This window comes from Micromonospora sp. NPDC048909 (assembly GCF_040649635.1).
Classification (GTDB): Bacteria; Actinomycetota; Actinomycetes; order Mycobacteriales; family Micromonosporaceae; genus Micromonospora.
On sequence record NZ_JBEZFU010000003.1, the window covers coordinates 364,561 to 388,219 of the forward strand.

Annotated in this window: 24 protein-coding genes and 1 tRNA gene; 12 read left to right on the forward strand and 13 right to left on the reverse strand. The window is 72.7% G+C overall.

Annotated elements, in window-relative coordinates; translation table 11 throughout:
* Positions 1-44: 44 nt before the first annotated feature.
* A complete protein-coding gene (locus AB0C04_RS11030; protein ID WP_357051596.1) occupies positions 45-1,418 on the forward strand; it encodes a cellulose binding domain-containing protein in 1,374 nt (457 codons plus the stop codon).
* 23 nt (positions 1,419-1,441) lie between these two features.
* Here the strand turns inward: AB0C04_RS11030 and AB0C04_RS11035 are convergent, their stop codons facing one another.
* Positions 1,442-2,113, reverse strand: coding sequence for a DedA family protein (locus tag AB0C04_RS11035; protein ID WP_357051599.1), 672 nt, complete (start codon positions 2,111-2,113; stop codon positions 1,442-1,444).
* Between the two features lie 69 nt (positions 2,114-2,182).
* Positions 2,183-2,791: a DUF1349 domain-containing protein gene (locus AB0C04_RS11040; protein WP_357051602.1), complete on the reverse strand. Its 609-nt coding sequence runs from the start codon at positions 2,789-2,791 to the stop codon at positions 2,183-2,185.
* 69 nt (positions 2,792-2,860) lie between these two features.
* Here AB0C04_RS11040 and AB0C04_RS11045 point away from each other — a divergent pair, with 69 nt between their 5' ends.
* Complete coding sequence (locus AB0C04_RS11045) at positions 2,861-4,513, forward strand: alpha-amylase family protein (protein WP_357051605.1); 1,653 nt, start codon at positions 2,861-2,863, stop codon at positions 4,511-4,513.
* A gap of 99 nt (positions 4,514-4,612) precedes the next feature.
* On the forward strand, positions 4,613-5,371 hold the full coding sequence (gene fabG, locus AB0C04_RS11050) for a 3-oxoacyl-ACP reductase FabG (protein ID WP_357051608.1): 759 nt from the start codon (positions 4,613-4,615) through the stop codon (positions 5,369-5,371).
* Positions 5,372-5,434: 63 nt separating this feature from the next.
* Here fabG and AB0C04_RS11055 read toward each other — a convergent pair whose 3' ends face one another.
* Positions 5,435-5,851: a hypothetical protein gene (locus tag AB0C04_RS11055; RefSeq protein WP_357051611.1), complete on the reverse strand. Its 417-nt coding sequence runs from the start codon at positions 5,849-5,851 to the stop codon at positions 5,435-5,437.
* Positions 5,844-6,236: a hypothetical protein gene (locus tag AB0C04_RS11060; protein ID WP_357051613.1), complete on the reverse strand. Its 393-nt coding sequence runs from the start codon at positions 6,234-6,236 to the stop codon at positions 5,844-5,846. Before AB0C04_RS11060 ends, AB0C04_RS11055 begins: the two co-directional genes overlap by 8 nt.
* 205 nt (positions 6,237-6,441) lie before the next feature.
* Here AB0C04_RS11060 and AB0C04_RS11065 point away from each other — a divergent pair, with 205 nt between their 5' ends.
* Complete coding sequence (locus tag AB0C04_RS11065) at positions 6,442-7,353, forward strand: Gfo/Idh/MocA family oxidoreductase (RefSeq protein WP_357051616.1); 912 nt, start codon at positions 6,442-6,444, stop codon at positions 7,351-7,353.
* A gap of 408 nt (positions 7,354-7,761) precedes the next feature.
* Positions 7,762-8,559, forward strand: a complete 798-nt coding sequence (gene erm, locus AB0C04_RS11070; RefSeq protein ID WP_357051619.1) for an ErmE/ErmH/ErmO/ErmR family 23S rRNA (adenine(2058)-N(6))-methyltransferase — start codon at positions 7,762-7,764, stop codon at positions 8,557-8,559.
* 44 nt (positions 8,560-8,603) lie between these two features.
* Here erm and AB0C04_RS11075 read toward each other — a convergent pair whose 3' ends face one another.
* On the reverse strand, positions 8,604-8,795 hold the full coding sequence (locus AB0C04_RS11075) for a DUF2795 domain-containing protein (RefSeq protein ID WP_357051622.1): 192 nt from the start codon (positions 8,793-8,795) through the stop codon (positions 8,604-8,606).
* Positions 8,796-8,905: 110 nt separating this feature from the next.
* Between AB0C04_RS11075 and AB0C04_RS11080 the strand changes: the two genes are divergently transcribed.
* Positions 8,906-10,162: an erythromycin esterase family protein gene (locus AB0C04_RS11080; protein WP_357051625.1), complete on the forward strand. Its 1,257-nt coding sequence runs from the start codon at positions 8,906-8,908 to the stop codon at positions 10,160-10,162.
* Between the two features lie 95 nt (positions 10,163-10,257).
* Here AB0C04_RS11080 and AB0C04_RS11085 read toward each other — a convergent pair whose 3' ends face one another.
* The 3 genes from AB0C04_RS11085 to AB0C04_RS11095 all read right to left on the reverse strand — a co-directional run bounded on the left by AB0C04_RS11085 (position 10,258) and on the right by AB0C04_RS11095 (position 13,598).
* The gene (locus tag AB0C04_RS11085) at positions 10,258-12,462 is read right to left on the reverse strand and encodes an MMPL family transporter (RefSeq protein ID WP_357051628.1); all 2,205 of its coding nucleotides are present in this window, start codon (positions 12,460-12,462) and stop codon (positions 10,258-10,260) included.
* Positions 12,462-13,043 carry a TetR/AcrR family transcriptional regulator gene (locus AB0C04_RS11090; protein ID WP_357051631.1) on the reverse strand — a complete coding sequence of 194 codons (582 nt, stop codon included), beginning with the start codon at positions 13,041-13,043 and terminating at the stop codon, positions 12,462-12,464. Before AB0C04_RS11090 ends, AB0C04_RS11085 begins: the two co-directional genes overlap by 1 nt.
* A gap of 114 nt (positions 13,044-13,157) precedes the next feature.
* A complete protein-coding gene (locus AB0C04_RS11095) occupies positions 13,158-13,598 on the reverse strand; it encodes a helix-turn-helix domain-containing protein (RefSeq protein ID WP_357051634.1) in 441 nt (146 codons plus the stop codon).
* A gap of 76 nt (positions 13,599-13,674) precedes the next feature.
* On the opposite strand from AB0C04_RS11095, the gene AB0C04_RS11100 reads away from it, so the two are divergent.
* Together AB0C04_RS11100 and ligD are read left to right on the forward strand one after the other, a co-directional pair.
* Complete coding sequence (locus tag AB0C04_RS11100) at positions 13,675-15,129, forward strand: MFS transporter (protein WP_357051637.1); 1,455 nt, start codon at positions 13,675-13,677, stop codon at positions 15,127-15,129.
* A 31-nt stretch (positions 15,130-15,160) separates the two neighbouring features.
* The gene (ligD, locus tag AB0C04_RS11105) at positions 15,161-16,120 is read left to right on the forward strand and encodes a non-homologous end-joining DNA ligase (RefSeq protein WP_357051640.1); all 960 of its coding nucleotides are present in this window, start codon (positions 15,161-15,163) and stop codon (positions 16,118-16,120) included.
* Between the two features lie 76 nt (positions 16,121-16,196).
* On the opposite strand, the gene AB0C04_RS11110 is transcribed toward ligD, so the two are convergent.
* Entirely contained in the window at positions 16,197-16,781 is a 585-nt protein-coding gene (locus AB0C04_RS11110) for a TetR/AcrR family transcriptional regulator (protein WP_357051643.1), read from the reverse strand.
* Between the two features lie 117 nt (positions 16,782-16,898).
* On the opposite strand from AB0C04_RS11110, the gene AB0C04_RS11115 reads away from it, so the two are divergent.
* The gene (locus tag AB0C04_RS11115) at positions 16,899-17,387 is read left to right on the forward strand and encodes a cupin domain-containing protein (RefSeq protein ID WP_357051646.1); all 489 of its coding nucleotides are present in this window, start codon (positions 16,899-16,901) and stop codon (positions 17,385-17,387) included.
* A complete protein-coding gene (locus AB0C04_RS11120) occupies positions 17,384-17,800 on the forward strand; it encodes a VOC family protein (RefSeq protein ID WP_357051649.1) in 417 nt (138 codons plus the stop codon). The genes AB0C04_RS11115 and AB0C04_RS11120 overlap by 4 nt, the downstream gene beginning before the upstream one ends.
* Positions 17,801-17,885: 85 nt before the next feature.
* On the opposite strand, the gene AB0C04_RS11125 is transcribed toward AB0C04_RS11120, so the two are convergent.
* The 4 genes from AB0C04_RS11125 to AB0C04_RS11140 all read right to left on the reverse strand — a co-directional run bounded on the left by AB0C04_RS11125 (position 17,886) and on the right by AB0C04_RS11140 (position 20,506).
* Positions 17,886-17,957: transfer RNA gene (locus AB0C04_RS11125), tRNA-Arg, on the reverse strand.
* 168 nt (positions 17,958-18,125) lie between these two features.
* On the reverse strand, positions 18,126-18,818 hold the full coding sequence (locus tag AB0C04_RS11130) for a winged helix-turn-helix domain-containing protein (RefSeq protein ID WP_350872146.1): 693 nt from the start codon (positions 18,816-18,818) through the stop codon (positions 18,126-18,128).
* A gap of 219 nt (positions 18,819-19,037) precedes the next feature.
* Positions 19,038-19,700, reverse strand: coding sequence for a DUF305 domain-containing protein (locus AB0C04_RS11135; RefSeq protein ID WP_357051652.1), 663 nt, complete (start codon positions 19,698-19,700; stop codon positions 19,038-19,040).
* A gap of 8 nt (positions 19,701-19,708) precedes the next feature.
* Complete coding sequence (locus AB0C04_RS11140) at positions 19,709-20,506, reverse strand: DUF3105 domain-containing protein (protein WP_357051655.1); 798 nt, start codon at positions 20,504-20,506, stop codon at positions 19,709-19,711.
* A 98-nt stretch (positions 20,507-20,604) separates the two neighbouring features.
* Here AB0C04_RS11140 and argS point away from each other — a divergent pair, with 98 nt between their 5' ends.
* Together argS and lysA are read left to right on the forward strand one after the other, a co-directional pair.
* Complete coding sequence (gene argS / locus AB0C04_RS11145) at positions 20,605-22,269, forward strand: arginine--tRNA ligase (protein WP_357051658.1); 1,665 nt, start codon at positions 20,605-20,607, stop codon at positions 22,267-22,269.
* 4 nt (positions 22,270-22,273) lie between these two features.
* Positions 22,274-23,659 carry a diaminopimelate decarboxylase gene (lysA, locus tag AB0C04_RS11150; RefSeq protein ID WP_357051661.1) on the forward strand — a complete coding sequence of 462 codons (1,386 nt, stop codon included), beginning with the start codon at positions 22,274-22,276 and terminating at the stop codon, positions 23,657-23,659.

The following is a 23,659-nucleotide window of genomic DNA, read 5'->3' on the forward strand; positions in this document are numbered from 1 at the left end:
CAACGTTGATGTCCGTGGATGTCCGCCCGGATGCGGAGGGTCGTATGAAGCGTTCCAGATCCCTTGTCCTGTCCCTGGTCACCATGCTGGCGGCGACGGTCGGCGCGGCCTGGGTGGCGCTGCCCGCGTTCGCCGCCGGGGCCACCGCGACCTTCGTCAAGACCTCCGACTGGGGCTCCGGTTGGGAGGGGAAGTACACCATCACCAACGGTGGCGGGTCGACCGTCAACGGTTGGAACGTCACCTTCGACCTGCCGGCCGGCACCACCGTCGGCAGCTACTGGGACGCGCTGCTCACCACCGCCGGCCAGCGGCACACCTTCACCAACCGGTCCTGGAACGGCAGCATCGCGCCGGGTGCCTCGGTCTCCTTCGGCTTCCTGGGCAGCGGCCCCGGCAGCCCGGCCAACTGCCAGCTCAACGGCGCCCCGTGCGGCAGCGGCACCCCGCCGACCACTCCGCCCCCGACCACCCCGCCGCCGACCACGCCGCCGCCGACCACGCCGCCGCCCACCGGCAGCCTGCCGAAGCACCTGCTCACCGGGTACTGGCACAACTTCGACAACCCGGCCGTCGAGCTGCGGCTGCGCGACGTGCCGGCCGAGTACGACCTGGTCGCGGTCGCCTTCGCCGAGGCCACCTCGACCCCCGGCGCGGTCACCTTCGCCGTCGACCCCGGGCTCTCCGCCGCGCTGGGCGGCTACACCGACGCCGACTTCGCCGCGGACGTCCGGACCCTGCAGAGCCGCGGCAAGAAGGTGATCATCTCGGTGGGCGGCGAGACCGGCCGGGTGGCGGTCAACGACCCCGCCTCCGCCGCCGCGTTCAGCGACACCGTCCACGCGCTGATCCAGCGGTACGGCTTCGACGGGGTCGACATCGACCTGGAGAACGGGCTCAACCCGACCTACATGGCGCAGGCGCTGCGCTCGTTGCGGGCGAAGGTCGGCACCGGACTGATCATCGCGATGGCGCCACAGACCATCGACATGCAGTCACCGGCCGGCGGCTACTTCAAGCTCGCGCTCGACATCAAGGACATCCTCACCGTGGTCAACACCCAGTTCTACAACTCGGGTGCGATGCTCGGCTGCGACAACAACGCCGCGTACGCCCAGGGCACGGTGAACTTCATCGTCGCGCTGGCCTGCATCCAGTTGGAGGCCGGGCTGCGCCCCGACCAGGTGGGGCTCGGCCTGCCCGCCGGGCCCGGCGCGGCCGGCGGCGGCATCGTCGCGCCCAGCGTGGTCAACGCCGCCCTGGACTGTCTGGCCCGGGGCACCAACTGCGGCAGCTTCCGCCCGCCGCGCACCTACCCCGGCATCCGGGGCGCGATGACCTGGTCGGTGAACTGGGACGTCAGCAACGGCAACGGCTTCGCCCGCACCGTCGCCCCGCACCTCGACACCCTGCCCTGAGCGCTCGCCACGGCCGTACGCGGTCAGCGACCGGCGGTCACCGACTGCCGGTCGCGCCGCCGGCCGCGGCGGCGGATCTTCTTCACCACCCACCACCCGATCAGGATCGCGAAGAGGGCGATGATGCCGTAGTCGAACCAGCTGCTGTACTGCTCCAACTGCTGCCACCGGGAGCCGAGGGCATAGCCGCCGCCGACGAAGATCGCGTTCCAGATCCCGCTGCCCAGCGTGGTCAGCACGACGAACTCGGGCAGCGGCATGCGGTTCGTCCCGGCGGGGACGGAGACCAGGCTGCGTACCACCGGCATCATCCGGCCGAAGAAGACCGCCCACCGGCCGTACCGCTCGAACCAGCGGTCGGCGCGCTCCAGGTCGTCCAGGTCGACCAGGGGAAGCCGGTCCAGCCAGCGCTTGAGCCGGTCCTCACCGAGCACCGCGCCCACCCAGTAGAGGACCAGTGCGCCGATCAGTGAGCCGGCGGTCGCCGCGAGCGCCACCACGAAGACGTTGAACCGCCCCTCGCCGGCCAGGTAACCGGCCATCGCCAGGACGATCTCGCTCGGGATCGGCGGGACGATGCTCTCCAGGGCGACCAGCAGGGCGACGCCCAGGGCCCCGGCGGAGTCGATCACCCCGGCCACCCAGCCGGTCAACCCACCGAGTCGGCTCGGGTCGACGTTCTCGGCGAGCGGCATGGCGATCCTTTCCACGGGGGAGGGGATCCGATATCTGTACCCCGCCGCGCGCCGGGCACACCTGCCGGCTCAGTCCGACGGGTGCAGGGCCGCGTCGGCCGGCCCTACCCGCCAACCGGTGAAGTGGACCGCCAGCCCGCCCCGGGTGGGCGAGCAGCAGAACGGGCCGGCGAACACCTCGGCGTCGGGCGCCAGCGGGGCGAGCCGGACCAGTCGCCACGGCTCACCGGCCACCCGGGCCCGGACGGTCAGCGCGTCGCCCGAACGGCTGGCCCGGACGGTGACCTCCCGCCCGGCCCACTCCGGCACCGGGGCGACCGACCAGTCCGAGACCTCCCGGGTGACCACCGCGCCGAGCTGCGGCTGGCCGTCGCTGACCTCCACGCCGGCCTTGATCCAGTTCCGCTCGTCGGTGCGGACCAGCACGCCGGCCTGGTCGAACTGTTCGGTGAAGGCCAGCCGGAAGCTCACCTCGACGGCCGTGCCGGCGGTGAACGCGGCGAGCAGGGCCGGCCCGTCGTCGTGCACGAAGCCGTAGCTGGTCTGTCGCCAGAAGTCGCTGCCGGCTGCCGGCTCGACCACCAGGTGCCCCTCCGGCGTGCCCTCCGCCCGGACCGGCCGGTGCAGCCAGCTCCCGGTGGACCAGTCGATCGGCTCGGTGTCGGTCGTGTCGCGCATGACCGGCACCGTACCGGCGTCGCGCCGTACGCGTTTGCCGGGCCGGCGGATCGGAGAAGGTAACCGGGCATGGGTGACAGGTGGTACTCCGAGGCCGTCGTCTACTGCCTCGACATCGACACGTACGCGGACTCCGACGGCGACGGGGTCGGTGACATCCGGGGCCTGATCGGTCGGCTGGACTACCTGGCCCGGCTCGGGGTGACCTGCCTCTGGCTCAACCCGATCCACCCGTCGCCCAACAAGGACGACGGCTACGACGCGACCGACTTCTACAACGTCGACCCGCGCTTCGGGACGCTCGGTGACTTCGCCGAGCTGCTGCACCAGGCGCAGAACCGGGGCATTCGGGTGATCATCGACCTGGTGGTCAACCACACCTCCGACCAGCACCCGTGGTTCCAGTCGGCCCGCTCCTCGCCGGACTCGCCGTACCGTGACTGGTACGTCTGGGCCGACCGGGAGCCGGACGACCGTCACCAGGGCATGGTCTTCCCGGGCGAGCAGCACGAGACGTGGAGCTACGACCGGACCGCCAAGGCGTGGTACTACCACCGGTTCTACAAGTTCCAGCCGGACCTCAACATCGAGAACCCGAAGGTGCGCGAGGAGATCAAGAAGATCACGTCGTTCTGGCTCCAGCTCGGCGTATCCGGCTTCCGCATGGACGCGGTGCCGTTCATCATCGAGCAGACCGAGCCGGGCAACCCGAACTCCCCGAAGGACTTCGACTTCCTCACCGACCTGCGCCAACACGTGCAGTGGCGGCGCGGCGACGCGGTCCTGCTGGCCGAGGCGAACGTCGAGCCGGATCAGCTGCCGGTCTACTTCGGTGACGGAAACGGGTCGGGCAACCGGATCCACATGCTCTTCGACTTCATGCTCAACGGTCGGCTGATGCTCGCCCTCGCCCGGGAGGACCCGGAGGCGATCATCGACGCGCTGCGAGACACCCCGACGCTGCCCGTCGGCGGCCAGTGGGCGACCTTCCTGCGCAACCACGACGAGATCGACCTGTCCCGGCTCACCGCCGACCAGCGCAACGACGTGTTGGCGACGTTCGGCCCGGACGAGGAGATGCAGCTCTACGGCCGGGGCATCCGGCGCCGGCTCGCCCCGATGCTGGGCAACGACCGGCGGCACATCGAGCTGGCGTACGCCCTGCAGTTCTCGCTGCGCGGCACGCCGGTGCTGCGCTACGGCGAGGAGATCGGCATGGGGGAGGACCTGTCGCTACCGGGGCGCGACGCGATCCGTACCCCGATGCAGTGGTCGTACCAGCCCAACGGCGGGTTCTCCAGCGCCGAGCCGGAGAAGCTGGTCCGCCCGGTGATCGACAAGGGTGACTACGCGTACGACAAGGTGAACGTGACCGCCCAGCGCAAGGATCCGCGCTCCCTGCTCAGCTGGTTCGAGCGGATGATCCGGACGCTGCGCGAGGCCCCGGAGATCGGGTCCGGCTCGACCACCCACATCGACGTGCCGACGCCGCCGGGCGTGCTCGCGCACCGCGCCGACGGCCCGAGCGGGACCATGGTCTTCCTGCACAACCTCGGCACCGAGGACGTGGAGGTCGACCTGAGCACGCTGGAGCCGGAGGCGGACCTGCCGATCGACGTGCTCACCGACCGGGGCTACGACGAGGTCGGCAAGCTGGACCGCCTCAAGCTCGCCGGCCACGGCTACCGGTGGATCCGGCTCTGCCGCAGCCGGTCCTTCTGAGGACGCGCGGCGGCCGTCGGGCCGCCCGGCGGGCACCGATCCGGCGCGTACCGCTGGGTTAAGCTCCTTCGATCGACCCCAAGTTACCGGGAGGTAATCATGTCGGAGGAGCCCCGCGTCGCCATCGTCACCGGAGCCGCGCGTGGAATCGGCGCGGCCACCGCTCGCCGGCTCGCCGGTGACGGCCTGGCGGTCGCCGTGGTCGACATCGAGGAGTCGGCGACGAAGGAGACCGTCGACGCGATCGCCGCCGCCGGTGGTCGGGCGCTCGGCGTCGGCGCCGACGTCGCCCAGCGGGACCAGGTGGAGGCGGCGGTCGAGCGGATCGCCGCCGAGCTGGGTGCGCCGACCGTGCTGGTCAACAACGCCGGCGTGCTCCGCGACAACCTGCTCTTCAAGATGACCGACGCCGACTGGGACACCGTGCTGGGCGTGCACCTGCGCGGCGCCTTCCTGTTCAGCCAGGCCACTCAGAAGCACATGGTCGAGCGGAAGTGGGGCCGGATCGTCAACCTCTCCAGCACCTCGGCGCTGGGCAACCGCGGCCAGGCCAACTACTCGACCGCGAAGGCCGGCCTGCAGGGGCTCACCAAGACGCTCGCCATCGAGCTGGGCCCGTTCGGGGTCACCGTGAACGCGGTCGCGCCCGGCTTCATCGTCACCGACATGACCGCGGCGACCGCCGCCCGGATGAAGGTCGAGTTCGAGGCGCTCCAGCAGCACGCCGCCGCGGAGATCCCGGTGCGCCGCACCGGCCGGCCGGAGGACGTCGCGCACACCATCTCGTTCCTGGTCAGCGAGGGCGCGTCCTTCGTCTCCGGCCAGGTCATCTACGTCGCCGGCGGTCCCAAGGACTGACCGGCCGCGCCGGCCCGATGGCCGCTCCGCACGGGGCGGCCATCGCGGTCTCCCGGACGGGTGTCAGGCGGGGGAGCGGCGGGTGCGCCAGAGCCAGTAGAGGCCCAGGATCGGCAGGACCAGCGGGATGTAGCCGTACCCGCTGCCGAACTCCGACCAGACCGTCTCGTCGGGGAAGAGCTCGGCGTCCACCAGGCTGAGCACGCCCACCGCGAGCACGCCGACCAGCTCCACCGAGCAGCAGGCCAGCGCGATCCGCCGGCCGGTGTGCCCGGCGCGGGCCAGCCCCACCGCGGCGACGATGTAGATCACCGCGGCCAGCGCGGAGAGCAGGTAGGCCACCGGTGCCTCGTCGAACTTCGTGGCGAGTTGCAACCCGGCCCGCGAGGTCGCGGCGATGGCGAAGAGGATGTAGACGGCGATCAGCAGCCGGCCCGGTCCCTTGTTGGTCGCGCGCCGGGGCGTCGAGGCCTCAACCACCGAGCACCTCCCAGGTCTGCTGGAGCCGGACCACGACCACCGGGGTCACGAGGCAGACCGCGCAGACGATCCCCGAACCCCAGCGGGTCGGCTCCATCCGGGCCAGCACCGCCGCCAGCGGCGGTAGGCAGACCAGCGTCACCAGGTAGCCGAAGAAGGCGCCCGGCTCGCCCGGCCGCTCGCCGCCGCCGAGGGCGACCAGCGCCACCACGGCCAGCGCGAGCAGCGCCAGCTCCAGCAGGGCCAGCCCGATCAGCTGGGCCCGGTCCGGCGGCCGGTTGCGCGCCGCGCACACCAGGGCCCACAGCGCGAGTACGAGCGACAGCACGATCGACACGGTGGCGAGGACGCCGTCCACCGGCGATCCCGCCGCGGCGGCGGTCATCGGGGCCACCCGGTCCTTGGCTCGGTCACCGGCACAGCCTACTAACCGTCGTAGTAACCGCCCCTCGGCCCCGCCCCGCCACGCGGGCCCGGTCAGGGGCGACGGTGACGTCCGGCCCCGCCGCCTGCACCGTCGAGGCCGGGAGGCTAGCGTGGATCACGGGCTGCGGCGTCGCCGCGGTGGACGACAACGGCGGGGGATGGTCGTGCTGCGGTTCGGTTTGTTCGGCACCGGTCACTGGGCGACGGAGACGCACGGGGCGGCGCTCGACGCGCACCCCCGTGCCGAGCTGGTCGGGGTGTGGGGGCGGAATCCGGAGCGGGCCGGCGCCCTGGCCGACCGGTACAACGTGCCGGCCTTCGACGACGCCGACGCGCTGATCGACGCCTGCGACGCGGTCGCTGTCGCTCTGCCCCCCGACATCCAGGCGGACATCGCCGTCCGGGCCGCGACCGCCGGCCGGCACCTGCTGCTGGACAAGCCGCTCGCGCTCGACGTCGCGGACGCCGACCGGGTGGTCGCCGCCGCGCAGGGCTCCGGGGTCGCGTCGGTGGTCTTCTTCACCCAGCGCTACCAGCCGAACGTCACCGCGTTCCTCGCCGCCACCGCTGCCGCGGGCGGGTGGCAGCACGCCCGGGCGACGATGTTCGCCTCGATCTACCAGCCGGGGAACCCGTACGGCGAGTCGCAGTGGCGACGGGAGCACGGCGCGCTCTGGGACATCGGCCCGCACGCGCTCTCGCTGCTGCTGCCGGTGATGGGCCGGGTCACCCGGGTGGCGGCGATGAACGGCCCGAGCGGCATCGTGCACCTGCTGCTCACCCACGACGGGGGCGCCACCAGCAGCGCCTCGCTGACCCTGGACGCCCCGACCGAGGCGATGGCCCGGGAGATCGTCTATTTCGGCGAGAACGGCATCGAGACCGCGCCGGAGCCGCAGACCAGCCCGGCGACCGCCTTCACGGTGGCGATCGACCAGCTGCTGGAGGAGATCGAGGCGGGCACCCGGGACCACCGCTGCGACGTGCGCTTCGGCCGCGAGGTGGTCGCCGTGCTGGCCGCCGCCGAGACCGCCCGCACCGAGTCCCGCACCGTCACCGTCCCAATCCCGGCCTGACCCCCGGCCCGCGCTTCCCCTTCCCGCCTCGTCGAGCATGAAGTTGTCGTCCTGCGCGCCGGCGTGTCGTGGCAACAAACTTCGTGATCAACAGGGGTTGCCTGCGGGGGTTGGCCGGGAGTGGGAAATGGGTCGTGGGGTGGAGCCGCGGGGGTTAGCGTGGCGGGCATGTTCACGCATGCCCTGATCGAGGTGGCTGGCACGCCGGCCGCCCGGGGCCCCCTGCTGGTGTCCCGTCCGCGAGTCCGGCGTCCGGCCCTGGCCGGCCGGGACGCGACCCGCGACTGACCGCAGGCGCACTCCCGCGCCATCTCCAGGGCCGTCCGAGTCCCGATCCACTCGGACAGGCCCCGCTTCGGGCTGCCTGTCCGCCCCGTCGCCGAGCGGCGACAGACAGGACGACGACACGTGGCGCCCCGCCGTACCCGAGCAACCGAACGCGACCGGTCCCGTCGCGTACTCTCCCAGAACTTCCTCACCGACCCGGCCGCCATCGACCGGGTCGTCCGGTCGGCCCGGTCGGATCCGGCCGGCCTCCTGCTGGAGGTCGGTGCCGGTCGCGGCCAGCTGACCCGGCCGCTCGCCGCCCACTGCGGCCGGCTGGTGGCCTACGAGGTCGATCCGGCCGCCGCCGCCGAACTGGCAGTGGTCTGCGCGGCGCTGCCGCACGTCCGGCACCGCCAGGCCGACTTCCTCACCGCCGAGCCGCCGGCGGAACCGTTCGCGGTGGTCGGCAACATCCCCTGGTCGCTGACCTCGGCGGTGGTCCGGTGGTGCCTGGCCGCTCCCGGGCTGCGCGCGGCGACCCTGCTCACCCAGCTGGAGTACGCCCGCCGCCGCAGCGGCGACTACGGCCGGTGGACGCGGCTGACCGTGTCGACCTGGCCGGAGTTCTCCTGGCAGCTGGCCGGGCGGGTGCCCCGCACCGCGTTCCGCCCGGTGCCCCGGGTGGACGCGGGCATCCTGCGCATCGACCGTCGGGAAGAACCGCTGCTCTCCCCGGCCGCGCTGCCCGCGTACCGCCGGATGGTGGAGCTGGGCTTCGGCGGCGTCGGCGGGTCGCTCGCGGCCTCGCTGCGGCGGCGGTATCCGCCGGCCCGGGTGGCGGCGGCGCTGCGGGCCACCCGGCTGGACCCGGCCACCCCGGTCGGGCACGTCTGGCCGGAGCAGTGGCTGGTGCTGTTCCGGTTGCTGCACGCCCGCTGAGCACACCGGCACGGGCGGGTCGAGCGGCCCGCCCGTGCCGGCCGTCAGGCGAGCGTGCCGAGCGCCTCGTGCAGCTCGGCGGGGGCATCGAACTGTTCCGCCGGCAACGCGCGCAACATCTGCAACATCTCGGTGCTCGCCCCGTTCTCCTGGGCCCACCGGACCAGGTCCTCGCGGGAGACCGGGTAGTCGAGCCCGGCCAGGTACTCCTGCCACTGCACCCCGGTAACGGTCATGTCCGGCGGCTACCCGCTCAGCCTGGCGGCACACCGGTGGAGCGGGCAGCCGGCGTGTCGCGGCCGACGCGCCGGCTGTTTGCCCGCCGACCGGCCGGGTAGCCGCTGGCATGCTGGTTCAGCGGCTCGGCGCGCCGAGCGACTTCGATCCCCTGCTGGAGCGCGTCCGGGACGCCCGGGTGGTGATGATCGGTGAGTCCACCCACGGCAGCTACGACTACTACCGGCTGCGTGAACAGCTCACCCGCCGGCTCATCGCCGAGTGCGGGTTCTCGTTCGTCGCGGTCGAGGGGGACTGGCCCGACTGCGACCGGGTGCACCGCTCGGTGACCGGGGCGCCGGGCGGCGCGACCGAGCCGCAGCTGGCGTTGCAGCGCTTCGAGCGCTGGCCGACCTGGATGTGGGCGAACGCCGAGGTGGCCCGGTTCTGCAGCTGGCTGCGGGCCTGGAACGTGGAGCGGCCGGAGGGCGAGCGGGCCGGGTTCCACGGCCTGGACGTGTACAGCCTCTGGGAGTCGATGCAGGCCATCTTCGACTACCTGGGGGAGGAGGACCCGACGTCGCTGGAGGCCGCGCAGGACGCGTACCGCTGCTTCGAGCCGTACGGCAAGCGGGTCGAGGAGTACGGCGCGGCCAGCCGGTTCGTCTCCGCGCGCTGCGAGGAGGAGGTGGTCCGGCTGCTGGCCCGGACCCGGGAACAGGCCCTGACCGACGGGCCGGACCGCTTCTCGGCCTGGCAGAACGCGGAGGTGGTGGCCGGCGCGGAGCGGTACTACCGGGCGATGGTGGCCGGCGGCCCGGACTCCTGGAACATCCGGGACATCCACATGCAGGACACCCTGGACCGGCTGCTCGACCGGTACGGCCCGCAGGCGCGCGGCGTGGTGTGGGCGCACAACACCCACGTCGGCGATGCGCGGGCCACCGACATGGCCGCGGACGGAATGATCAACATTGGTCAGCTGGCCCGGGAACGGCACGGCGCCGACGCGGTCACCCTGGTCGGCTTCGGCTGTTACCGGGGGAACGTGGTCGCCGCGCCGCGCTGGGGGTCGCCGGCCGAGGTGATGACGGTGCCGCCGGCCCGGCCGGGCTCGATCGAGCGGCGGCTGCACGAACTGATGCCGGAGCGGGCGGTGCTGGTCTTCGGCGGGGAGGACCAGCCGGGTTGGGTCACCGACACCGCCGACCACCGGGCCGTCGGGGTGGTCTACGACCCGTCCTTCGAGTCCTGGGGCAACTACGTGCCGACCCGCCTGGCCGAGCGGTACGACGCCTTCATCTGGTGTGACGAGACGACCGCTCTGCACCCGCTGCCCGCCACGACCACGCCCGGCGAGATGGAGACCTACCCTGCCGGCGTCTGACCGCCCCCTGTTCCGGGCGATCATGCAGTTGTGGTGCCCGGCTCGCCCGGTTCTGCCGGGTTCGCAAGGCACCACAACTGCATGATCGGCCCCGGTCAGACCGGGGTGGGCGTCTTGTCGGTGAGGTGGGCGCGCAGGCCCTCACCCTCGATGTCGACATTGGGCAGGGCCCGGTTGAGCCAGCCGGGAAGCCACCAGGCGCGGGCGCCGAGCAGGGACATCACCGCCGGCACGATGGTCATCCGGACCACGAAGGCGTCGATGGCCACGCCGACGGCGAGGGCGAAGCCCATCGACTTGATCACCGGGTCGTCCAGGAAGACGAAGCCGCCGAAGACCGAGATCATGATCAGCGCGGCCGCGGTGACCACCCGCGCCCCGTGCCCCGTGCCGTTGATGGTCGCCTGCTGGGCCGTGTCGCCGTGCACGAAGTCCTCCCGCATCCGGGAGACCAGGAAGACCTCGTAGTCCATGGCCAGGCCGAACAGGATGCCGATCAGCAGGATCGGTAGGAAGCTGACCAGCGGGCTGGGAGTGTCCAGGCCGACCAGGTCGGCCAGATGACCCTGCTGGAAGACCGCGACCGTGATGCCGAACGTCGCCGCGACGGTGAGCAGGAAGCCCAGCGCCGCCTTGACCGGCACCACCAGCGAGCGGAACACCAGCATGAGCAGCAGCACCGAGAGGCCGACGACCAGCAGCAGGTAGATCGGGAGCGCGTCGGAGAGCTTCTCCGAGACGTCGATGCCGATGGCGGTGGCGCCGGTCAGCAGCACGTCCGCGTTCCGGATCCCGCCGACCGCGCCCCGGATGTCGTGCACCAGCGTCTCGGTGGCGGCGTCGGTGGGGCCGGTCTTCGGCACCACGCCGAGCAGGGCGGTCCGGCCATCCGGGCTGAGCTGCGGCGGCGCCACCGCGAGGACGTTGTCGGTGCGCTGGATCAGCGCGGTGACCTGCGGTACGGCGGCCGCGGTGGCCTGCGGGTCGTCGCCCGCCACGACGACGGCCAGCCGACCGGTGAAGCCCGGACCGAAGCCCTCGGTGACCAGGTCGTTGGAGACCCGGGCCGGGGAGCCGACCGCCGCCGAACCGGCGTCCGGCAGGGCCAGCCGCATGTCCGGCGTGGGCAGCGCGAGCAGTCCGAGGCCGAGCAGCCCGACCAGGATGACCGGCACCCGGAACCGGGTGACCAGCCGGGCCCAGCGGAAGCCGAACGCGGAGCGGTCCTCGGTGGGCGTCGGGTCGGCCGGCGTCGAGGCGTCCTCGGCCGCCGGGTCGGGCAGCGCCGAGCGCAGCCGGCGGGGGAGCACCCTGCGGCCGGCGAAGCCGAGCAGCGCCGGCTGGAGGGTCAGTGCGACCAGCACCGCCACGGTGACCGTGCCCGCCGCGGCCAGACCCATCACGGTCAGGAACGGGATGTCGACCACGGCCAGCCCGGCCAGCGCGATGACCACGGTGGCGCCGGCGAAGAGGACGGCGGAGCCGGCCGTGCCCACCGCCCGGCCCACCGCCTCGTCCGGTGGCAGCCCCTCGCGCAGATTCTGCCGGTGCCGCGAGGTGATGAAGAGCGAGTAGTCGATGCCGACCGCCAGGCCGAGCATCAGCGCGAGGATCGGCGCGGTGCTGGTCAGCTCGACGACGCTGCTGAGCGCGAAGAGGCCGGCCATGCCGACGCCCACCCCGATCAGCGCGTTCAGCATGGTCATGCCGGCGGCGACCAGCGAGCCGAAGGTGACGATCAGAACGATCGCCGCCACCGCCACGCCGAGCGCCTCGGTCGAGCCGATCTCCGGTTCGCCGCCGAGCACCTCGCCGCCGGGGGCCACCTGCCAGCCCTGCGCCTCGGCCGCCGCGCCGACCCGCTCGTACGCGGCACGCTGGGCGTCGTCGACCTCGTCGGCGCCGGTGGCGAACTGGACCTGGACCAACGCGTACCGGCCGTCCGGGGAGACCGCGCCCACGGTCGTCGGGTCGACCGCGCCGACCACGCCGGGCAGCGTCCCGGCCTCCTGGACGATCTCCTTCACCACGGCCTGGCCCTGCGGGGTGGCCAGTTGGCCGTCCGCGGGCGCCTTCAGCGCGATGGTGCCGGTGGCGCCGCTGGCTGCCGGGAACTGGGTGGCCAGCAGGTCGAGGGCGCGCTGGGACTCGGTGCCGGGCATGGTGAAGTTGCTCGCCGTCGGGCCGCGCAGGGTCGCGGCGGCCAGCCCGAGGCCGACGAGTACGACGAGCCAGACGGCGACGACGAGTCGCCGCCGGCGGAACGAGCCCCGGCCGAGCCGGTAGAGCAGGGTCGCCATCAGGATTCCTTGTCCTTGTCCTGGGTCGAAAGTGGGTCAGGGACGGGTTCGAGGGCCCGCCGGGCGAAGGCGAGCAGGGCGGGACGCAGTTCGGCGTCGGGCATCTCGACGAACTCGGCACACGTCTCGGAGATGCCGGCGAGCAGCACCAGGGACGCGACCTGGGCGCTGGGCCGGCCGGTGTGCCCGGCGAGGGCGTCCCGCAGTCGCTCGGAGATCCGCTGGACGTGCGCGAACGCCGGTCGCTGCAGCAGCTGGGGGAACTCGCCGCGGAGCAGCGCGATCTCCCGCCGGAAGCGGACCGCGAGGTCGACGAAGCCCTCGGCCGCGGCCTGCTGCGCCGCGGCGCCGGTCAGCCCGGTGAGGGAGTCGTCGAGGGCCTGGAGCACCGCGATCGCCGGGGCCATCAGCTCGGTGAGCAGGGCTTCCTTGTTCGCGAAGTGGTAGAGCACAGTGGCCTTCGAGCAGCCGACCTCGTTGGCGATGTCCTGCAGCGAGGTCCCTCGGTAGCCGGTCACCGCGAACCGCCGTGTCGCCGCGGTCAGGATCTCGCCGCGGGTCTCCGGTTCCGCACGTCGCATGCTGGTCACCCCCCGCGAACCAGCATGCCTGACCGATCGGTCAGAGCCTGACCGATCGGTCAGAGGAATTGCGTGGCCTTCCCCACAGGAAGGGCAGGTTTACGTCGCGGATGGTCAGAGGCCGCCGTGCGCGCCGTCGTACTCGGCCCGGGCGGCGGCGATCGTGTTGCGGTGCCGCTCCGCCCAGCTGGTCAGGGCGACCAGGGACTCGTAGAGCTCCAGCGCGATCGGGGTTGCCGTGTATTCGACCTTGGGCGGCACGGTCGGATAGACCTCACGGTGCAGCAGGCCGTCGCGCTCCAGGTTGCGCAGGGTCAGAGTGAGCATCCGGCGGCTGATCCCCTCGATGTGCCGCTCCAGCTCGGTGAAGCGCACCGGGCCCTGGGAGGCGGCCACCAGGATGCCGATGCTCCACTTGCCGCCCACCCGGTCGAGCACCTCGCGGACCGTGCAGGCCTTGGCCTGCCCGGGAGTGAAGGGCGTGTCGGCCTCCGCGGCGCAGCCCGTCAACGCGCTGAGCTGCCCGGACACATCGTTGTTCCCCTGGGACATCAAAGTGCCTCCTTCCGCCTCGCCCCATGGTCACAGACGATGGAGTCGGTAACAAACCGTGCACCAAGGAGGCATCTCCATGCCCGCCCGTACCGAACCGTCCCGCTGGCCGGCGCTGCTCGTGCTCTGCGCCGGCAGCCTGATGATCATCCTGGATGGCAGCATCGTCGCCGTGGCGCTGCCCGCCGTCCAGCGCGACCTCGGCTTCACCGCCACCGGGCTGGCCTGGGTGGTCAACGCGTACCTGGTCGCCTTCGGCGGGCTGCTGCTGCTCGCCGGTCGCCTCGGCGACCTGCTCGGCCGGCGGCAGGTCTTCCTCGCCGGAGTCGCGCTCTTCACGGTGGCCTCGCTGCTCTGCGCCGTCGCCACCGGGCCGGCGTCGCTGGTCGGCGCGCGCTTCCTGCAGGGGGTCGGCGGGGCGCTGACCATGGCGGTCAGCCTCGGCATGATCGTCCGGCTCTATCCGGAGCCGGCCGAACGGGCCCGCGCCATCGCGGTCTTCAGCTTCACCGGCGCCGCCGGCGCCTCGATCGGCACGGTGGCCGGTGGCGTGCTCACCGACCTCGCCGGCTGGCGCTCGATCTTCCTGATCAACCTGCCGATCGGGTCGGCGATCGCCGTCGCCGCCGTACGCCGGATCGCCGCCGACCGGGGTGCCGGCCTGCGGGCCGGGCTGGACGTGCTCGGCGCGGCGTTGGCCACCGCCGGCCTGATGGCGGCGGTGCTGGCGATCGTCGGCACCGGTGAGCACGGCTGGACCTCCGCCCGCACCGTCGGGGCCGCCGCCGTGGCGGTGACCCTGCTCGGCGCGTTCGCGCTGCGCCAACGGATCACCGCCGTCCCACTGCTCCCGCCCCGGGTACTGGGTACGCCCGACCTGGTCGCCGCCAACGTGGTCCAGTTCCTCGCGGTCGCCGCCTTCTTCGGCTTCCAGTTCCTGCTCGCGCTGGAACTCCAGTTGGTGCTCGGGCTCGACGCGGCGGCGACCGGCTGGGCCTTCCTGCCCGCCCCGGTGGTGATCGCGGTGGTCTCGCTCGGCGTCGCCGGACGGCTCATCGCCCGGTACGGCGCCCGCAGCGTGCTGCTCGCCGGGCTCGCTGTCGCGGTGGTCGGGTTCCTGCTGCTCGCCCGGCTGCCGGCCGACGGCGGCTACCTGGCCGACGTGCTTCCGGCGATGCTGGTCTTCGGCGTGGCCGGTGGGCTGACGCTGCCCGCGGTGACCACGCTGGCCATGGCCGGCGCGGGCGACGCCGACGCCGGGCTCGCCTCCGGGCTGGCGAACACCACCCAGCAGGTGGGCGGGGCGTTCGGCCTGGCCGCGCTGGCGACCCTGGCCGCCGGCCGCGCCGGCGACCTGCGGAGCCGGGGCTGGGCTGAGACGACGGCCCTGGCCGGCGGCTACCGGATCGCGTTCGCCGTGGCCGCCGGCCTGGTCACCGCCGCGCTGCTGGTCGCCGTGCTGACCCTGCGCCGCTCCGCCAGCACCCCACCCGCCGACCCGGCCGTCGCGGCCCGTTCCGCCGCGTCCGGTTGACCACCGGCCGCCGGGCCGGGAAGGTGGGCTGATGAGCGGGGCGGAGCAGACCCGGGACGGGGTGTCGCTGACCAATCTGGACCAGGCGCTCTTCGACGGCGCCGGGGCCACCAAGCGCGACCTGGTCGACTACCTCGACGCGGTCCGCGACCGGATCCTCCCGCAATTGCGGGACCGGCCGCTGTCGGTGATCCGGGCGCTGCGCGGTCAGGCGCCGTTCATGCAGAAGAACCTGCCGAAGTACACCCCGGAGTGGGTGCGCCGGGTGCCGGTCTGGGCCGAGGCGTCGCACCGGGAGGTCTCGTACGCGCTCTGCGACGACCGCCGCACCCTGCTCTGGTTCGCCAACCAGCGGGCCATCGAGTACCACCCCACCCTGGCCCGGGTCGACCACCTGGACCGCCCCACCCACCTGGTGCTCGACCTCGACCCGCCGGAGGGCGATTCGTTCCCCGCCGCGGTGGCCGCCGCGCTGCTGGTGCGCCAGGCGCTCGCCGACTCCGGTCTGGCCGGCGCGGTGAAGACCAGCGGCGCCAAGGGCGTGCACGTGTTCGTGCCGGTCGCCCCGGGCGCCGACGCGGAGGAGATGGCCGCGGCCACCCGGGCGATCGCCGCCCGCGCCGAGCGGCTGGACCCGGCCCTCGCCACCACCGCCTTCATCCGTGAGGACCGGGGTGGGAAGGTCTTCGTCGACTCCACCCGGGCCGGCGGGGCGACCGTGGTCGCGGCGTACAGCCCGCGGCTGCGGCCCGGGCTGCCGGTCTCCTTCCCGGTCGACTGGGCCGACCTGGAGGACGTACGCCCCGCCGACTTCACCGTGCACAACGTTCCGGAGCTGGTCGCCGACCGTGATCCCTGGCTGGAGCTGATGCCGGAACCGCAGCGGCTCCCGGCCGACCTGGTCCAGGAGGGGCGGGCCATTCCGATCGCCCGGGTGCAGGCGATGCACGAGGGAAAGCGTCGAGCCCGCGCCCGCCGCCAGGCCGACTGACGCGGCGGTTCGCCCCGGCGTTCGGCGGGCTCGGGCCGGGAACTCAGCGGTTCGGGCCCGGCGACGCCGGGTGGGCTCAGGCCGGGGTGGGGGCGAGGCCGGCGAAGAGGGTGCGCAGCACCTCGGCCATGTGCTGCTCGGGCAGGGTCCGGGCGCGGAGCAGCCAGGCGTGGTAGAGCGGGCCGAAGATCAGTTCGACGGCGATGTCGAGGTCGACGTCGGCGCGGATCTGGCCATCCCGCTGGGCCGTCGCCAACCGGGCCCGGCCGTCGTCGATGGCCCGCTCGATCAGCTCGCGTACGCCCGAGGCCGCGGCGTCGTCGGTCTGCGCGGTCACCAGCAGGCCCCGCCAGATCGCCCCGGCGTCGGAGGTGAGGAGCCGCTGCACGGCGGTGGTCTGGGCGACCAGGTCGGTGAGCACGTCCCCGGTGTCCAGAAAGTCGGCGGTCGCCGCCCGGAGATCCTGCATGTATTCCAGCAGCACGGCCGCCTTCGACGGCCACCAGCGGTAGATGGTCTGCTTGCCGACCCCGGCCCGTGCGGCGATGCCCTCGACGGTGGTGGCGGCGAAGCCCACCTGGACGCAGAGTTCGGCCGCGGCCTGAAGGATGGCCCGGCGCGACTGCTCGTTGCGGCGGCGGGGATCGGGTTGGCGCGTCACGAGCGGTGACCCTATCAGTCGCGAGCCGAGACGTCTCGTCTTGACAGGGTGGCGGGCGACGGGGCAGAGTCTCGTGCCGACGAGACATTACGTCTCGTCTCGTGGAGAGGGGAACCCATGTCCGACCCGAGCGGATCCCGTGCCGTCCTGGTGCGTGCCGCCGACGCCGAGGTGCTGGCGAGCGACCCGGCGAGCGTGATCAGCCTGCTGGCCGACACCACCGACACCGGCGGGGCGCTGACCAGCAACCGCTCGCTGCTGCGCGACGGCACCGCCGGTGCCCCGCCGCACTACCACGCCGCCTCGGAGGAGCTCTTCTTCGTTCTCGGTGGCGCGCTGCGGATGCTGCTCGGCGAGGACGTCGTCACCCTGACGGAGGGGGACTTCCTGCTCGTGCCGAGGGGGCTGCCGCACGCCTTCGCCCCGGCGCCCGGGCAGGACGCCGACATCCTGGTGGTCTTCGTCCCCGGCACCGCCCGCTTCGACTACTACCGGCTGCTCGACCGGGTGCACCGGGGCGAGGCGACCTGGCAGGACGTCGCCGACAGCCAGGAGCGGTTCGACAACCACTACGTGGCGAGCCCGCACTGGCCGGTGCCGGCGTGACGCCCGGCGCGGCGCACCTTCGCATCGCCCGCCCCACCCGGGACCTCGTCGCGGCCGAGCGGTTCTGGGTTGCCGGGCTCGGCCTCTCGGTGCTCTGGCGGCACGAGTCCGACGGCGCCGCGGACGACCACAGCCTGCTGATGGCCGGCTGGCCGGATGCCGCGTGGCACCTGGAATTGGTGTACGCGCCCGCCGATCCGGTGCTCCCCACGCCGACGCCGGAGGATCTGCTCGTCGTCTATCTCGGGCAGCTCGACGGCGCGGAGATCGACCGGACGGCCGAGCGGCTCACCCGGCACGGCGGCCGGCGCGTGCCGGCACACAATCCGTACTGGGACCGCTGGGGGGTCACGGTGGAGGATCCGGACGGCTACCGGTTGGTGCTCTCCACCCGGACGTGGTCGAACTCGTGAGCGGCGTCCGGCGGTAGAGCGGGTCGGAGAAACACGAATGCCGGGCAGTTGGGGTCATCGGCCCCGTGCCCGGCATGTGTCTGTGTGCCCCCGGCAGGATTCGAACCTGCGCCCCCGCCTCCGGAGGGCGGTGCTCTATCCCCTGAGCTACGGGGGCTCAGCGACTGGAGAAGACTAGCAAACCTCCCCCCGGAACGCCGAACCGGTATCCCGTGCCGCGGTTCGTCCTGCTCGCCGGCGGACCGGCTGTGTGACCCGCCGGTCCGGCCGTGGCGGGGCGCCAGCGATGGCCGGGCGCCCCTGTTCGTGAGCGGCGAGCGCCCGGTCAGGCGGCCACGGCGCGGCCACAGCTGGGCAGCGGGTGCAGCACGATCCGGCGCGGCAGGCGGCGCGGCCACTCGTTGCGGGCCCAGGAGCCGTCCACGATCAGGTGCACCGTGCGCTGCTCCTCACCGCTGAGCCGCAACACGAAGTCGCGGGGGAGCGGCGGGTCGACGTTCGGTGTGGTGATCATGAAGCGGACCCGGCCGCGGGACGAGACCGCGGAGATCACATCGGCCGTCGGCATGGTGCCCCGCAGCCGTACCCGGCCGAGCCAGTAGACCTCCGCGAGGTGCTCCTGGGCCGCCCGGGTGATCGCCGGGTACTCGCTGCGTACCCAGCGCTCGACCGCGCCGACGCAGAGCCCGCAGGCGCGCTCGCGAGGCTCCCGCGGACCCAACCCCCAGGCCCGCAGGTACGCCCCGACCGCGCCGGCGTCCAGCGGTACGTCGAAACGGCTCTGGATGAGGGCGGTCAGGCTCTGCCGCGTCCACAGCTCCTCGTCCAGGTCGAACTCGTCCGGGTGGACGCCCCGCAGGGTGTCGATCAGTTCGAGTTCCTGTTCGCGGCTGAGCATTCCCGACTCGCTCTGCCGCTGTCCGCGACGGACGGCTGCCACCGCCCCGTCACCGCCGATGGTGTGGCGTCGGCACCAACTGGTGACCGAACGCCGCGCGTCTCTGAGTGCAACCCCCACGTCTTGCGCAACGAGCCCGAATCGCATCTGGTCACGATATGTGGGGAGAAAACTCCCTAAGCAGCGCAATGGGTCGCACCGACCAAACCACCCAAACTGCTCAGGGCTCGGCGACGGTGGCCGGAAACGACGGAGAGGCCCGCGCCATGCCGGGAAACCGGCAGGACGCGAACCTCTCGGTCGTTCGTCAGGGGTGGGCGGGGAATCCGCCCGGCGCGGTCAGCCGCCGAGACGCTTGAGGGCGTTCCGCATGTTGGTCAGGTCGGTCTGCTGCGTGTTCTTCATGGTCTGCGCCGTCCGGACCACGTCCGGCTCGTCGCTGGCGTCGAGCAGGCCGTCGATCATGTGGATGCCGCCCAGGTGGTGGTTGACCATCATGTTCAGGAAGAGCAGGTCGAACTCCCGTCCCTGGGCGGCCCGCAGCTTGGTCATCTCCGCCGGGGTGGCCATGCCCGGCATCAGGCCGTCCTTCACCAACGACGCGCCGTCGGACATCCAGGCCATCCGCGGCTGCGAGCCGGTCGGGTCGAGCCCCCACAGGCGGAGCCAGGTCTGCATGGTGCCGATCTCACCCTGCTGGCCGCTGGCGATGTCGCCGCCCATGGTGCGTACCTCGGGGTCGGTGGCGCGCTGGAAGGCGATCAGGCCCATCTCCACCGCCTGGGCGTGGTGGGCGGTCATGTCGCGGGCGAAGCCGGCCTCGACCGAGTCGTCCCCCGGCCGGGTCAACCGCGGCGTCAGCAGGCCGCCGGCGTAGCCGAGGAGCAGGCCGACCACGACGGCGGTCGCCACCGCCACCAGGCCGAACCGACGGCCGGAGCCCCGGCCGCCGTCGGCGGCCGGGGTCTCGGGCGAGCTGTCGAGCGTCGCGGGAGCCGTCATCGAGATCCTTACTGGGTCGGCGCCTGGACGTCGTCGCGCGGCGTGGTGCCGGTGGCGGTGATGCCCTGGTTGCAGAGCGCCGTCGGGCCCTCGATCGAGGCGTTCACCCGCAGCGTCTTGATGAACTCGTCGATCCGCTTGTCGTCGGCGTTGTCGACCTTGAGCTGGAAGCCCCAGGCCTGCAGCGAGATCGGCTTGTCCAGCCCCTCGAACGGGCTCATCAGCAGCTTCTCGTTGCCGCGCACCTTGCCGGCGAGCTCGCTGACCTGGTCGGCCGGCAGGTCGGGACGGTAGGTGATCCAGACCGCGCCGTGCTCCAGGCTGTGCACCGCGTGCTCGTTGGCGATCGGGGCGTCGTAGACGTCGCCCATGCAGTTCTGCCACGCGCCGTTGTGGGGGCCGGCGACCGGCGGGAGGATGCCGTACTGGATCGGACCGGCCTGGTGGTTGCTGCCCTTGACCAGTTCCTTGTCCTTCTCGCGGTAGTTCACGATGCCGCTGATCGAGTCGGCCCGGTCCTCCCACGGCTTGGAGCCCTGGAAGGTGGCCCAGGCGCCGACGCCGATGATCCCGACGGCGAGCACGCCGACGGCCACGAAGAGCGCGATCGGCCCCCATGCCCGGCCCTGGCTGACCTTGACCGGGGCGATCGGCTTGCGGGGGCCCTTGCCGCCGGCCCGTGGGGTGCCCGCGGGCTTGCCGGAACCGGCCTTCGCGCCGGACGCGGGCCGGCCCGCTGCCGGCTTCTTGCCGGTGCTGACCACGGTCGGGCGGCGCTCTGGGCCGCCCGGGGTGCTGATGCTCATCGTGCCTCGTCAGGTCGGTCGGTCAGGGGAGCGGGCGGGCCGGTGCGCAGATGGGTCGCCGCCGCGGGGACCGAGTCTACCCCCGATAACATGGTTCGGTGACTCCCGCAGAACTCGCCGAGGTCGTCCTCGCCGCAGCCCACGCCGTCTTCACCGAACGGGGCCTGGACCGCTCCGCGCTGCCCGGGCAGACCACGGTCGAGCGACCGCGCAATCCCGAGCACGGCGACTACGCCTCGACGCTGGCGTTGCAGCTGAGCAAGAAGGTCGGGCTGCCGCCGCGGGATCTGGCGGGTGCGCTCGCCGAGCAGCTCGGCCGGGCGCCCGGGATCAAGTCGGTGGAGATCGCAGGCCCCGGCTTCCTCAACATCCGGCTGGACGCGGCCGCTGCCGGCCAGCTCGCCCGGTTGATCGTCGAGGCCGGCCCGGCGTACGGGCGCAGCGAGCGGCTCGCCGGGCAGCGGCTCAACCTCGAGTTCGTCTCCGCCAACCCGACCGGTCCGGTGCACATCGGCGGGGTCCGGTGGGCCGCGGTCGGCGACGCGCTGAGCCGGCTGCTCCGGGCCACCGGCGCCGAGGTGGGCACGGAGTACTACTTCAACGACGCCGGCTCGCAGATCGACCGGTTCGCCCGTTCGCTGCTGGCGGCAGCCAAGGGTGAGCCGGCGCCCGAGGACGGCTACGGCGGGGCGTACATCGCGGAGATCGCCGCCGAGGTCCAGGCCCGCCGCCCCGATGTGCTCACGCTCGACGACGCGGCGGCCCAGGAGGTCTTCCGGGTCGAGGGCGTCGCGCTGATGTTCGACGAGATCCGCTCCTCGCTGCGCGACTTCGGGGTGGAGTTCGACACCTACTTCAACGAGAAGGACCTGCACGACCGGGGCGAGCTGGATCTCGCCCTGACCCGACTGCGGGAGCAGGGCCACGTCTTCGAGGCCGAGGGCGCGACGTGGCTGCGCACCACCGAGTTCGGCGACGACAAGGACCGGGTGCTGCGCAAGTCCAACGGCGAGTGGACCTACTTCGCCGCCGACTGCGCCTACTACCTGGACAAGCGGGAGCGGGGCTTCGACCGGGTCGTGATCATGCTGGGGGCCGACCACCACGGCTACATCGGCCGGATGAAGGCGATGGCGGCGTGCTTCGGTGACGATCCGGAGCAGAACCTGGAGATCCTCATCGGCCAGCTGGTCAACCTGCTCCGCGACGGGGCCCCGGTGCGGATGAGCAAGCGGGCCGGCACGGTGGTCACCCTGGAGGACCTGGTCGACGCGATCGGCGTGGACGCCTCCCGCTACGCGCTGGCCCGCTACTCCAGCGACTCGCCGATCGACATCGACGTGGAGCTGTGGACCCGGGCCACCCGTGACAACCCGGTCTACTACGTGCAGTACGTGGCCGCCCGGACGGCCAGCGTGGCCCGCAACGCCGCCGAGGTCGGGCTGACCCGGGGCGAGGTGGACGCCTTCCGCGCCGACCTGCTCGACCACGAGAAGGAGAACGAGCTGCTCAAGGCGCTGGCCGAGTTCCCGGCCGTGGTGGCGACCGCCGCCGAGCTGCGCGCCCCGCACCGGCTCGCCCACTACCTGGAGGACGTCGCGCAGGCGTACCACCGGTTCTACGACAACTGCCGGATCCTGCCGCGTGGTGACGAGGAGGTCACCGACCTGCACCGGGCCCGGCTCTGGCTGAACGACGCCACTCGCACGGTGGTCGCCAACGGCCTGCACCTGCTCGGCGTCACCGCCCCGGAAAGGATGTAACCCCATGCGGGCTCATGAGGCCGGCGCGCTGCACGGCGACATCGGCAAGACCGGCCCGGCCTGGCTCCGGTCCCCGGTCGACGTCAACGCGCTGGTGCCGCAGCTCTGGCCGCGCAACGTGACGCGGGCCGGGGACGGGGCGTTGAACGTGGCCGGCCTCAGCGTCCACGACCTGGCCGCCGAGTTCGGCACCGCGGTGTACGTGCTGGACGAGGACGACCTGCGCTCGCGCTGCCGGGACTTCCGGGCCGCCTTCCCGGACGTGGACATCTACTACGCCGGCAAGGCGTTCCTCTGCCGCGCCGTGGTGCGGATGATCAACGAGGAGGGCCTGTACCTCGACGTGTGCAGCGGTGGTGAGCTGGCCACCGCGCTGGCCGCCGGGATGCCGCCGGAACGGATCGGCTTCCACGGCAACAACAAGTCCGTCGCCGAGCTGACCCGCGCGGTGGACGCCGGGGTGGGGCGGATCATCGTCGACTCGTTCGTCGAGATCGACCGGCTCACCGCGCTGGCCCGCGAGCGCGGCGTCCGGCCGAAGGTGCTGGTCCGGGTCACGGTCGGCGTCGAGGCGCACACCCACGAGTTCATCGCCACCGCGCACGAGGACCAGAAGTTCGGCTTCTCGCTGGCCGGCGGGGCGGCCGCCGCGGCCGCCTTCAAGATCCTCGACGAGGACGTGCTGGAGCTGCGCGGCCTGCACTCGCACATCGGCTCGCAGATCTTCGACGCCAGCGGCTTCGAGGTCTCCGCCCGCCGGGTGCTCGCTCTCCAGGCGCAGATCCGTGACGCCCGCGGCGTCGAGCTGCCCGAACTTGACCTCGGCGGTGGCTTCGGCATCGCGTACACCACCCAGGACGACCCGGCCGCGCCGCAGGACCTGGCCAAGCGGCTGCGCAAGATCGTCGGCTCGGAGTGCGACGCGGAGCGGCTGGCCGTGCCGCGCCTCTCCATCGAGCCCGGTCGGGCGATCGTCGGCCCGGCCGTGTTCACCCTCTACGAGGTCGGCACGGTCAAGGACGTGGACGGCATCCGCACCTACGTCAGCGTCGACGGCGGGATGAGCGACAACATCCGCACCGCGCTCTACGACGCGTCGTACTCGGCGACGGTGGCCTCCCGGGCGTCGACCGCCCAGCCGATGCTCGCCCGCGTGGTGGGAAAGCACTGTGAGTCCGGGGACATCGTGGTGAAGGATGAATTCCTGCCCGCCGACGTGCAGCCCGGAGATCTTGTCGCGGTGCCCGGCACCGGCGCCTACTGCCGGAGCATGGCCAGCAACTACAACCACGTACCGCGGCCCCCGGTGGTCGCGGTGCGCGACGGCCAGGCGCGCGTGATCGTCCGACGGGAGACCGAAGAGGACCTGCTCGCATTGGATGTTGGATGA

Excerpts from the sequence above, each read along its gene's own strand:
- AB0C04_RS11040 (WP_357051602.1), bottom strand. The coding sequence starts at position 2,791 with ATGCGCGACACGACCGACACCGAGCCGATCGACTGGTCCACCGGGAGC.
- AB0C04_RS11035 (WP_357051599.1), bottom strand. The coding sequence starts at position 2,113 with ATGCCGCTCGCCGAGAACGTCGACCCGAGCCGACTCGGTGGGTTGACC.
- AB0C04_RS11085 (WP_357051628.1), bottom strand. The coding sequence starts at position 12,462 with ATGGCGACCCTGCTCTACCGGCTCGGCCGGGGCTCGTTCCGCCGGCGG.
- AB0C04_RS11030 (WP_357051596.1), top strand. The coding sequence starts at position 45 with ATGAAGCGTTCCAGATCCCTTGTCCTGTCCCTGGTCACCATGCTGGCG.
- lysA (WP_357051661.1), top strand. The coding sequence starts at position 22,274 with ATGCGGGCTCATGAGGCCGGCGCGCTGCACGGCGACATCGGCAAGACC.
- AB0C04_RS11090 (WP_357051631.1), bottom strand. The coding sequence starts at position 13,043 with ATGCGACGTGCGGAACCGGAGACCCGCGGCGAGATCCTGACCGCGGCG.
- AB0C04_RS11140 (WP_357051655.1), bottom strand. The coding sequence starts at position 20,506 with ATGAGCATCAGCACCCCGGGCGGCCCAGAGCGCCGCCCGACCGTGGTC.
- AB0C04_RS11080 (WP_357051625.1), top strand. The coding sequence starts at position 8,906 with ATGCTGGTTCAGCGGCTCGGCGCGCCGAGCGACTTCGATCCCCTGCTG.
- fabG (WP_357051608.1), top strand. The coding sequence starts at position 4,613 with ATGTCGGAGGAGCCCCGCGTCGCCATCGTCACCGGAGCCGCGCGTGGA.
- AB0C04_RS11045 (WP_357051605.1), top strand. The coding sequence starts at position 2,861 with ATGGGTGACAGGTGGTACTCCGAGGCCGTCGTCTACTGCCTCGACATC.
- AB0C04_RS11060 (WP_357051613.1), bottom strand. The coding sequence starts at position 6,236 with ATGACCGCCGCCGCGGCGGGATCGCCGGTGGACGGCGTCCTCGCCACC.
- AB0C04_RS11135 (WP_357051652.1), bottom strand. The coding sequence starts at position 19,700 with ATGACGGCTCCCGCGACGCTCGACAGCTCGCCCGAGACCCCGGCCGCC.
- AB0C04_RS11100 (WP_357051637.1), top strand. The coding sequence starts at position 13,675 with ATGCCCGCCCGTACCGAACCGTCCCGCTGGCCGGCGCTGCTCGTGCTC.
- AB0C04_RS11075 (WP_357051622.1), bottom strand. The coding sequence starts at position 8,795 with ATGACCGTTACCGGGGTGCAGTGGCAGGAGTACCTGGCCGGGCTCGAC.
- ligD (WP_357051640.1), top strand. The coding sequence starts at position 15,161 with ATGAGCGGGGCGGAGCAGACCCGGGACGGGGTGTCGCTGACCAATCTG.
- AB0C04_RS11115 (WP_357051646.1), top strand. The coding sequence starts at position 16,899 with ATGTCCGACCCGAGCGGATCCCGTGCCGTCCTGGTGCGTGCCGCCGAC.